The organism is Clostridium sp. (genome assembly GCF_051656525.1).
In the GTDB taxonomy this organism is placed as follows: Bacteria; Bacillota; Clostridia; order Clostridiales; family Clostridiaceae; genus Clostridium.
On sequence record NZ_JBOGCC010000306.1, the window covers coordinates 1 to 9,476 of the forward strand.

Annotated in this window: 8 protein-coding genes; all 8 read left to right on the plus strand. The window is 24.8% G+C overall.

Features of this window, described 5'->3' with window-relative positions; genetic code table 11:
* Positions 1-774: 774 nt before the first annotated feature.
* Complete coding sequence (locus ACRDDY_RS15380) at positions 775-1,626, plus strand: WYL domain-containing protein (protein ID WP_438565819.1); 852 nt, start codon at positions 775-777, stop codon at positions 1,624-1,626.
* Positions 1,627-4,269: a dynamin family protein gene (locus ACRDDY_RS15385; protein ID WP_438565820.1), complete on the plus strand. Its 2,643-nt coding sequence runs from the start codon at positions 1,627-1,629 to the stop codon at positions 4,267-4,269. It begins immediately after the preceding gene.
* Positions 4,270-4,289: 20 nt separating this feature from the next.
* Entirely contained in the window at positions 4,290-4,649 is a 360-nt protein-coding gene (locus tag ACRDDY_RS15390) for a hypothetical protein (RefSeq protein ID WP_438507681.1), read from the plus strand.
* Positions 4,650-4,665: 16 nt separating this feature from the next.
* Positions 4,666-7,797, plus strand: a complete 3,132-nt coding sequence (locus ACRDDY_RS15395; RefSeq protein WP_438565821.1) for a helicase HerA domain-containing protein — start codon at positions 4,666-4,668, stop codon at positions 7,795-7,797.
* Positions 7,791-8,306 (plus strand): HNH/ENDO VII family nuclease, encoded by a 516-nt coding sequence (locus tag ACRDDY_RS15400; RefSeq protein WP_438565822.1) that lies wholly within the window; start codon positions 7,791-7,793, stop codon positions 8,304-8,306. Before ACRDDY_RS15395 ends, ACRDDY_RS15400 begins: the two co-directional genes overlap by 7 nt.
* Before the next feature lie 13 nt (positions 8,307-8,319).
* On the plus strand, positions 8,320-8,697 hold the full coding sequence (locus ACRDDY_RS15405; RefSeq protein ID WP_438565823.1) for an SMI1/KNR4 family protein: 378 nt from the start codon (positions 8,320-8,322) through the stop codon (positions 8,695-8,697).
* A 154-nt stretch (positions 8,698-8,851) separates the two neighbouring features.
* On the plus strand, positions 8,852-9,079 hold the full coding sequence (locus tag ACRDDY_RS15410; protein WP_438565824.1) for a hypothetical protein: 228 nt from the start codon (positions 8,852-8,854) through the stop codon (positions 9,077-9,079).
* 188 nt (positions 9,080-9,267) lie between these two features.
* A partial coding sequence (locus ACRDDY_RS15415) for a transporter substrate-binding domain-containing protein (RefSeq protein WP_438565825.1) occupies positions 9,268-9,476 on the plus strand: 209 nt, incomplete at its 3' end.

Sequence of the window (9,476 nt, forward strand, 5' to 3'; positions counted from 1 at the left end):
AAATTATGGCAAGCAATAACTATGTCAAAAACTGTTCCAAGTGCAAGAGTAGCTAAAGATATATTAGATGATTTGATAGTTGCAAATACAGGGTATTGGCCAGAATTAAAATAAAATATAAACCATTTACATATTTAAAAAATGGAAAATATTTAGAATATGATATTGCAGCTGCTGAAAAAATTAGAAAAATGTATCTATAAACTAAAGTAGTGTGAAGGCACTACTTTTTTTGTTTTCTAGTGTAAAAAAAATCGAGAATTTCTTTAAATGGATCTAAGGAAAAAGTTAAATTTAAACGATTAAAACACCAAGATCTTTTTCGAGAGCTGCTAAAAATTATGCAAAGAAATAAGAGAAGAATTATTGGAAAGGTTATTAGAAAGATTATCATTGAAATCACATCCTTATTTTATTTTTAATTTGTTTTAGTTACATTATTATTACATCTTTTGATAAATTATACTAATTTTTTTTCCTGTGTAATTCTAATTTGGACCAAAAATTTTTCTATTAAAGCTTAGAAATAAAAGAGTTATATTAAGAAAATGTAGAAACTTTTGTCGACTTTAATAGTTAAATATTTTTTAAGAGAAATTATGATATTTTAGTTAACTAAAAAAGTTACTACAAAATTAAAAATTAGAAGTACTTATTTTAAAGAAACTTTAATAAAAACATAGAACAAATTAGGAAGTTAAAGGAAAAAAAGATTGTAAAAGTATGGAAAGTGTAGTAAAAATTACATAATAGAACAAATTGTGGGGGTGAAAAATGATAAAACTAAGAGTTACAGTTCCCAAAAATATAGCCTTGATTTTAAAACGAGATCAAGAAGATTTCGAAATTAATGAAAATAAACACTACAACACAATATATAAGAATATGATTTTTAATTATAGTCAAGAAAAATCAAAATCAGTTTACAAAGAGGAAACAGAACTTCTTCAATTTACTTTAAATAAAGAAAACTTTATAAAGTTTGATACTTTAGAGAATAATAAAATAAAAAAGGCCGATTTTTTTCGTCAATTGATAACAGAATATGCTATGAAAAGTTCTTATGAAAGAGAGTTAATAATTTTTAAAGAGTACCTAGAACATATAAGGATAGCGATAGAAAATAACAAGAGAATTGAAGTTAAATTTAAAAATAGAGATGATATTTTAGATCCCTATTTTATAGCATCTTTAGAAAAAGAGAATAGAAACTATTTGATAAGTTATAGCTATTATAAGGAGAAAATAGTTAATTATAGGATAAAAAATCTTAGTGAGATTAGAATAACTATTATAAATAGAGAACCTTTTGATGAAAAATATATTAAAGATTTAAAAGAAAATTTTAATCCTTTTCTTTCTTTTGGAAATGAAGTAAAAGTGAAATTTACATCTGAAGGAGAAAAATACTATAAGCAAGTCATGAGTAATAGACCTAAACTTAAAAGGATTGAAGAAGATATCTATATTTTTGAAGCTAATAGTTATCAAGCAATGCTATATTTTGCAGGATTTATGGATATGGTAGAAATATTAGAACCTTTAGATTTAAGAGAAAAAATGATTACGAGAGTAAAAAAGATGATTGAAAATTATTCAACAAATAATAGTAAAAAAGGAGAATAAATGGCTGTAAGAAACTCAGTAAAAGAAAATGAGAAAATAAAAAAAATAGAGATAGATTATAATCCCTATTACTTAGATACAAAAATTTCATTTGAAAATATACCGACGCAGAGATTAACAAAAACTTTACAAATTTTAGAGTTAAAAAATAAAGAACAAAAGATTTTTCAATTATGGATTGATAAGTTTTTAGAAGCTTTTTTTACAGAACTTAATACAGATAAAATTTATATTGAATTTAAAGGTAGAAAAATTGATTATGAAGATATTAAAACAATTTTGGTAGATTATCCAAAATGTGAATTAAATTTTTATGAAAAATATGAAGATAAAAATTTCAAAAATAATTTATTGAAAAGAATGGAAGAATTAAAAAAAATAAAAGAAGAGTTTAGTTTAAATATAGACACTTCAAAATATTCAGAATTATTTAGAGATGAGATAAAAATTGCAGTTATGGCACCAATGAGTTCAGGAAAGTCAACTCTTATAAATGCCCTTTTAGGCAGTGAAATTTTACCAGCTGAAAATATAGCATGTACATCAAAAATATTTGAAATTGTAAATAATAAGAATATTTTGAAAGGAGAATATAAAGCGAGATTAGTTTTAAATTCTCAGCCTATTAGTCAATGGAAAAAAGTTGAAAGAGAAACTTTAAATAAACTACAAAAAATGATGGATGACGGAGAGAATATAAATACTAAAATTGAGCTTACTGGAAATTTTTCATTTTTATCTAATGAAAATTATAATATAAAGTTAATAGATACGCCAGGACCAAATAATGATAATAATTCAGATCATAGACAGGAATCTTTTAATTTTATAAAAAATGAAAAAGATTGCATAATACTTTATGTTTTAGATTCAACTTCTCTTACTACAAAAGATTCGGGAGAATATATAGCAGAAATTGCCAAATTTTTGACTGAAAATGAAAATGAGAAAGAGCTATCTGATAAGATTATATTTATTTTAAATAAATTTGATTGTGCTTCAGTTTCTAAAGGAGAAGAACAGAGAATATACGAAGATGCTTTAATGTTTTTAAAAAATAAAGGTATTAAAGAGCCTAAAATTTTTCCTATAAGTTCTTTCTTTATAAAATCTTTAAGAAAAGGTTTAAAAAATATAAATCAAGAAGAAATGACTGAAGAAGAAGCAGAAGAGTATGATGAGTTTAAAAAAATAGAAAATAAATTTACTAGATATAATTTAAATACTTTAAAATTTACGCCACTTCCAGAGAATTTAAAGAAAAAACTTTCTGATGAAAAAGATGAATTTAAAAAAATGGAAAATCTAGGAGGTATAACAGCTATTGAATATTTTATAAAAAGACATATAAATAGATATTATTTAGTTCAGAAAATGAATTTTGCTTTAACTAAAATATTAAGTGATATAAAAAGAGAACTTAGTATGATTTCTTTATCTTTTGACAATAGTAGTAATACTATAGAAAAAATGAGAAGCCAAGAAAAAAATAAAAGTGAAAAAATAGAAGAAATTAGAAAATTTTTAGAGAATTATGATAAAAAAAATTACGCTAGAAAAATCTCGCCACTTTATAGAGAAAGTTTATATAGGCCAATAAGAGACTATATGAGTAATTTAAATCAAAAAATGTCAAAACAAATAAGTGAAAGAGAAGCAAGAACCATATATGATAATGTAGAAGAATTCATATCTTTAAGATATGATTTATTTGAAACAGAATTAAAATCAATATTTAGAGAAGTAAAAAATGAGTTAGAAGAAGAAGTAATAAAAAAATTGAAAAATTATATAGACAATTTTAACCAAAAAGATATTTTTGACAATCTTTTATTAGATTTAAAATTAGAATTAGATGAAATTAGTAAGGTAGAAATAAAAAATAAGAGTAAAATTGAATTTAAATTATTTGAAATTGAAACATGGAATTCTATAATTACAACTAAATATAGCTCAGAAGTTGTATTGGGAGAAATTAGAAATTTAATAGATAATATGATAGAAAATCACCAAAAAGAAACTCAATATAGATTTTTTAAAAATATTTGCTCATTAAAAGAGAATTTTTATCAAGCAATAGAATCTATTTTTGAAAAAATTTCAGAATCAATAGAGGAGTTAGAAGAAAAAAGGAATAGATTAGATAATTTAAAGAAAATTCAATCTATTTTAGAAAATTTATTAGAAGAAACTGAAAAATTAAATGAGCCAAAAGAATCAAAATCTATTTTTTTAGAAAAGGTAAATAGTTTTAATTGTGAGGAGAGTATACTAAAAAATAAATTAAAAGAAGAAATTGAAAATTTAGAAGTTGAATCTACTTCTTTTTTAGAAAATTTATTAGAACAAGAAGCAAAAGAGATTGAATCACAAGAAATATCTTGTTCAAATGAAGTCAGTAAAGAAGATTTATCTATTTCAAATTTAGACAAAGTAGAAACTTCTTTTAAAATATTTGCTAGTAAATTAAACGTGAAGAATTTAAAAGAAAGTATTTCTATCCCAAATTTAGATGTTGTAGAAAACTCTTTAAAAAATGCAATAGAAGAAACAAAAAAAATAGTTGATGATTATAGTAAGATTGAAGTTAATAAAAGTTTTAATAAATTTAAAGAAAAATTTGCTAAAAAAGTAAAAAAATAAAATTTTGATAGGAGAAATTAATGGCATTTGATAAAGGCTATTTTGCAGCGTATATTATGAAGTGTAAAGGTGAAATTACTATTTTAGAAGAAGAAATGAAAAGCAAAAAATTTCAATATGAAGATCATATAGTTTTTGAAAATGAACTAGATTTAGATGAAGAAAGTATGATTTTACAAATGGATATGAATTTAACAAAAAATTTTTCTAAGAAAAGAGTGGAGATAGTTTGTAAAGCTGAGCAAAAAAAGTTAAAAAATCAAGCTAAAAATCCCTTAAACTTATCATTTGAAAATTCAAGAAAATATAGGAATTTAATAATAGTTACAGGATTATTGGTAGTGGTAATAGTTATTATAAAAGTGGTTTTATCAAAATAATAAGAGGAGTTTTTTAATGATTGATACAAAAGATTATTCAAGCTTTGAAGCAGCTGAATTGAAATTAAATGAAACTTATAATTATTTAGAGAAGGAGTATTTAAATCATCTCGATTTAAGTCATATTTTAAATCTACCAGAGGAGATAAAGAATACTGATTTTTCTTCGATTAGAATTTTAAAATTTGAAAGAATAGTTTTTGATAAAGATGAGGATAATTTGTCAAAACTACTAAATATATATAAATCACTTTATAATATAAACTCAAGTTTTTTTACAATATTAGAAGCAAAACAAGATTTTGTTAATTTCTACATAGGTGTAAAAATTAAGGATAATAAGTCAGCTTTATCTCCTTTAGAAACATTAAGAAAAGGGATTTTAGGAAATTTTCCAGGGATACTTTATGATGAAGCTTTTAATGTGGATGCAGTGGAAGATCTAATGGAAAAAATAGTTGATGGAGTAGAAATATCAAGTGTTACTCAAGTACCTTCTTTGAAATCAGAAGAAAATATAGAAAATAAAAACTATATTCAGGGAATTGAAAAATTTATAGAAGGAATGAAAGGTCAACAATATACTGCTATTTTGCTTGCTGACCCAGTTTCGAGAGACTACTTATCATATATTAAAAAAGTTTATCAAAATATTTATAATGAAATCTTTCCATTTTCAACAATTCGAAAGGGAATATCTGATAGTGAAGCAATATCAATGATGGAGAATTATTCTGAAGGAGATACTATTTCTAAAACGAAAGGGACATCTATTTCTTATACAGAAGGAACAGCAACATCAAATACATATTCAGCAGGAATAAGTTTTGCGGAAACTCTTTCTGTATTTGCTTCGTTATCTGTTTCAATATCTTCTGGTTTAGGATTAGGAATACCAGCATTGGCGGTGGCACAAATAGGAAAAAATATAGGAACAACTGTAGGAGAAAGTCTTGCTAAAACTTTAGGAGCGAACTTAGGATATGCAAGAAGTAATTCAAAATCTAGAAGTACTACAAATTCGACAAATGAGAGTGATACAAAATCTACATCGATAAATAAGGGAACTTCAGAAGGAACAACTTCAACATTAGGAAATTCAATGGATATAACTTTTGAAAATAAAGGTGTGAAGTATTTATTGGAAAAAATTGAAGTTCAATTTAAGAGAAATAAAGAGTTTGAAAATTATGGAGCTTGGCAAAGTGCAGCTTATTTTATATCAAAAGAGCCTGAGGTAAGTAAAATTGCAGCAAGTTACTATAGTTCACTGATAAGTGGAGAAAATACAAATGTTGAAAAATCTTATATAAATACTTGGTTTAAGGGTAAGCATGAAAAAAGTGTTGAAAAAATTAAAGATTATTTATTTAATTTATATCATCCAATTATAGAGATTGATGCAAAAGGAACTTTGACAACACCGGCAACTTTGATAACTACAAAAGAGCTAACAATAAGTAATAGTTTACCAAAAAAATCTATACCAGGACTACCTGTACATGAAAGCGTTAGTTTTGGAAGAGAAGTATTTGGAAAGGCTTCAGAAACTTTATTTGAAATAGGTGATATATATCATCTAGATAGAAAAGAAAATCGAAAAGTAAAATTAGATTTGGATTCGTTGACATCACATACATTTGTAACAGGAAGTACTGGATCGGGAAAATCAAATGTTGTTTATTGTATGTTAGAAGAGTTAAGAAAAAATAATATTAAATTTTTGATAATAGAGCCAGCAAAAGGTGAATATAAAAATGTATTTGGTGGAAGAGATGATGTAGCTGTATATGGAACAAATATAGACTATACTGATTTATTAAAAGTAAATCCTTTTAGTTTCAATGAAAAGATTCATATACTAGAACATATAGATCGTTTAACTGAAATTTTTAATGCATGTTGGCCAATGTATGCAGCTATGCCAGCAATTTTAAAAGATGCAATAGAGAAATCTTATATTATATTAGGGTGGGATTTAAAAAAATCAAAAAATTTATTTGGTGATAGGCAATTTCCAACATTGAGTGATTTAAAAAAATCATTAACTAATGTTATAAATGAAAGCTCATACTCTCAAGAGTCGAAAAGCAATTATATAGGAGCCTTAGTAACTAGAGTAAATTCTTTAGAAAATGGTCTAATTGGAAATATATTTTGTGAAGATGAATTATCCGAAAGAGAACTTTTTGATGAAAATGTTATAGTTGATATTTCTAGAATTCCATCAGCAGAAACAAAATCTTTAGTTATGGGTATTGTTTTTATGAAGTTACATGAATATAGGATGAGTACTAATATTGAAGAAAACTCTAAGTTAAAACATATTACGGTTTTAGAAGAAGCTCATAATTTACTGAAAAGAACGAATACGCAACAAAGTGCAGAAGGTGCTAACTTACAAGGTAAAGCAGTTGAAATGTTAACTAATGCTATAGCTGAAATGAGAACATATGGTGAAGGGTTTATAATAGCAGATCAAGCTCCTGGACTTTTAGATCAAGCAGTTATTAGAAATACAAATACTAAAATATGTTTGAGGTTACCTAGTTTAGAAGATAGAGAAATTGTTGGTAAATCTATGAATTTAAATGATGAGCAAATTGAAGAACTTTCAAAACTAGAAACTGGAGTTGCAGCAGTAATTCAATCTAATTGGAAGGAAGCTTGTTTAGTAAAATTTAATTATATGACTAATAAAATGCCATATAATCATAAAATAGAAAACAGCAGTGAGAATTTTTTTAAAAACTTATTTAAAATAGTTTTAGAAGATAAGCTCCCTTTAAATGAAAGGATTATTGATGAAAGAGACAGAAAAAAAGTAATGTCATATTTTGAAAAAAATAAGCTTTCTAAAAATAGATTTAATAACAGAGTTGTTGATAAGCTTATTTTTGAAATAATAGATGGTGAAAGAATATTAGATATATTAAATTTATCGACATCTAATGAAAATATAGAAGAGTGGAATAAAAAATTAAATCTAATATTAAAAAATATTTTGAATATTTCTGTAAATGAAAGAGTATTAAGTTTAGAGATAAGTAGTTCAATAATAAGGGAAAATGCAACAAGAAATCCAGATTATTTTGAGTTTTATAATAAATGGGATGAGTTTATAAGAAAGGACAACAAAATATGGTAGAAAAATTTAATGATTTATCAACAAAAATGGAAAAATTTGATAAAATAGACTCTGGTAATACAGAAAAAATTAGTGAAGCAAAAAATAATAAATTAAATTATGAACCTATTTTTAATGAGAAAAGTGATTATAAAAAAATAGATGAAATATCACTTTCAGAAAAGGAAAAAGAAATCTATGAAAATGCTGACTTAAAAAAAGGTGAGGTTAATGGAAGAGAGTGCTATCAAAGAATTGATTTAAATTATGATGAAGTTGATGGTAATGGGTTTACAAATAAGGAAAGAATGGAAAAGGGAATGGCGCCTTTGAAAGATGGAAAACCTATTGAGTTACATCATATAGGTCAAAAAATGGATTCTCCTCTGGCTGAATTAACAGTTCAAGAGCATAGAGGGCAAGGAAATGATACAATTTTGCATGATAAAAAAATAGACTCTCAAATAGATAGAAGAGAGTTTAAAAAAGAAAAAGAAGAGTATTGGAAAGCAAGAGCTGCTCAAATTTAGGAGGTTTAATCATATGATTTCTAAAGAAATTAAATCAAAAATTATATTAAATGGTGGTATTTTTAAAGGAAGAATATCTATAAAAGAAATTGAAAAAGCTGAAAAAGAATTAAATTTTAAATTTCCTCAAGAATATAAAGAGTTTTTAGAAGAGTTTGGATATCTATGTATCGGATCAAATGAAATTTATGGACTAGGAGTTGAAGGGTATTTAAATGTAGTTATAGCTACAAAAGATGAAAACATTAAAGGTTATATAGTTGTTCAAAATGAAGGAACAGGATATTTAATACTATTGAACGAAGAAGGAGAAATATTTGAATATGTTGACTCAGTAGTAAAAAAAATATATGATAACTTTTATGAATATCTTTTAAAGGAAGTTTTATAATACTTTAATAAATAAAGTTTATATATAAACAAGGAGATAAAATGTAAATAAGACTTGAAAATTATATGGTTCCATCAGATGATAGGGATTTAAAGAATATACTTTCGAAATTTATAGAAAGTCCTTTAAAGGAAATAACTTTAGAGACTAAAAAATGAGTATAACTAGAGTAGTTGAGGAATGCGAAAGATACTTAGAGAGAAAGAATTATAGTGTTAGAATTATAACAAAAGGAACTGCGTTAGCTTCTGTTGCAACTGCTTTTTCAACAGTAGGATTATCACTAGTTGCTAAAGCAGCTCATTTAGTAGTAACTATAAATCCTGATTTTGAAATTAGAAGAAACTTTATAACTGGAAATATTGATATTGTAAAAATGTAGAAAAAGTTAGGTGTATACATTAAAATAATAAAACTAAGAATGACTTTTAGTGACGTAGCTATTAAAAGTAAAATTTAATAATAATACCAAAACTTAAATACGAACAAAATTAAATAAAAATTGTTCTCTATAAATAAAATTTAAGACGTGTTATATTCCTCTTAAAGATTAAAAGCGGAGGGATATTAATGAAAAAATTATTAAATATTATTTTACTTATCTTAATTACTAGTTTTTCTTATGGAGCGGATTTAGTTAATGAAATTATTTCTAGAGGGACATTAAGAGTTGGAACAACAGGGGATTATAAACCATTTACATACTTAGATAATGGAAAATATGTAGGATATGATATTGCAGTTGCTGAATCAATAGCAAAAGAGCTAGGTGTTAAAGT

Bases quoted from the DNA above. Each gene is read 5' to 3' on its own strand.
- ACRDDY_RS15410 (WP_438565824.1), top strand. From the start codon at position 8,852: ATGAGTATAACTAGAGTAGTTGAGGAATGCGAAAGATACTTAGAGAGA.
- ACRDDY_RS15395 (WP_438565821.1), top strand. From the start codon at position 4,666: ATGATTGATACAAAAGATTATTCAAGCTTTGAAGCAGCTGAATTGAAA.
- ACRDDY_RS15400 (WP_438565822.1), top strand. From the start codon at position 7,791: ATGGTAGAAAAATTTAATGATTTATCAACAAAAATGGAAAAATTTGAT.
- ACRDDY_RS15390 (WP_438507681.1), top strand. From the start codon at position 4,290: ATGGCATTTGATAAAGGCTATTTTGCAGCGTATATTATGAAGTGTAAA.
- ACRDDY_RS15385 (WP_438565820.1), top strand. From the start codon at position 1,627: ATGGCTGTAAGAAACTCAGTAAAAGAAAATGAGAAAATAAAAAAAATA.
- ACRDDY_RS15405 (WP_438565823.1), top strand. From the start codon at position 8,320: ATGATTTCTAAAGAAATTAAATCAAAAATTATATTAAATGGTGGTATT.
- ACRDDY_RS15380 (WP_438565819.1), top strand. From the start codon at position 775: ATGATAAAACTAAGAGTTACAGTTCCCAAAAATATAGCCTTGATTTTA.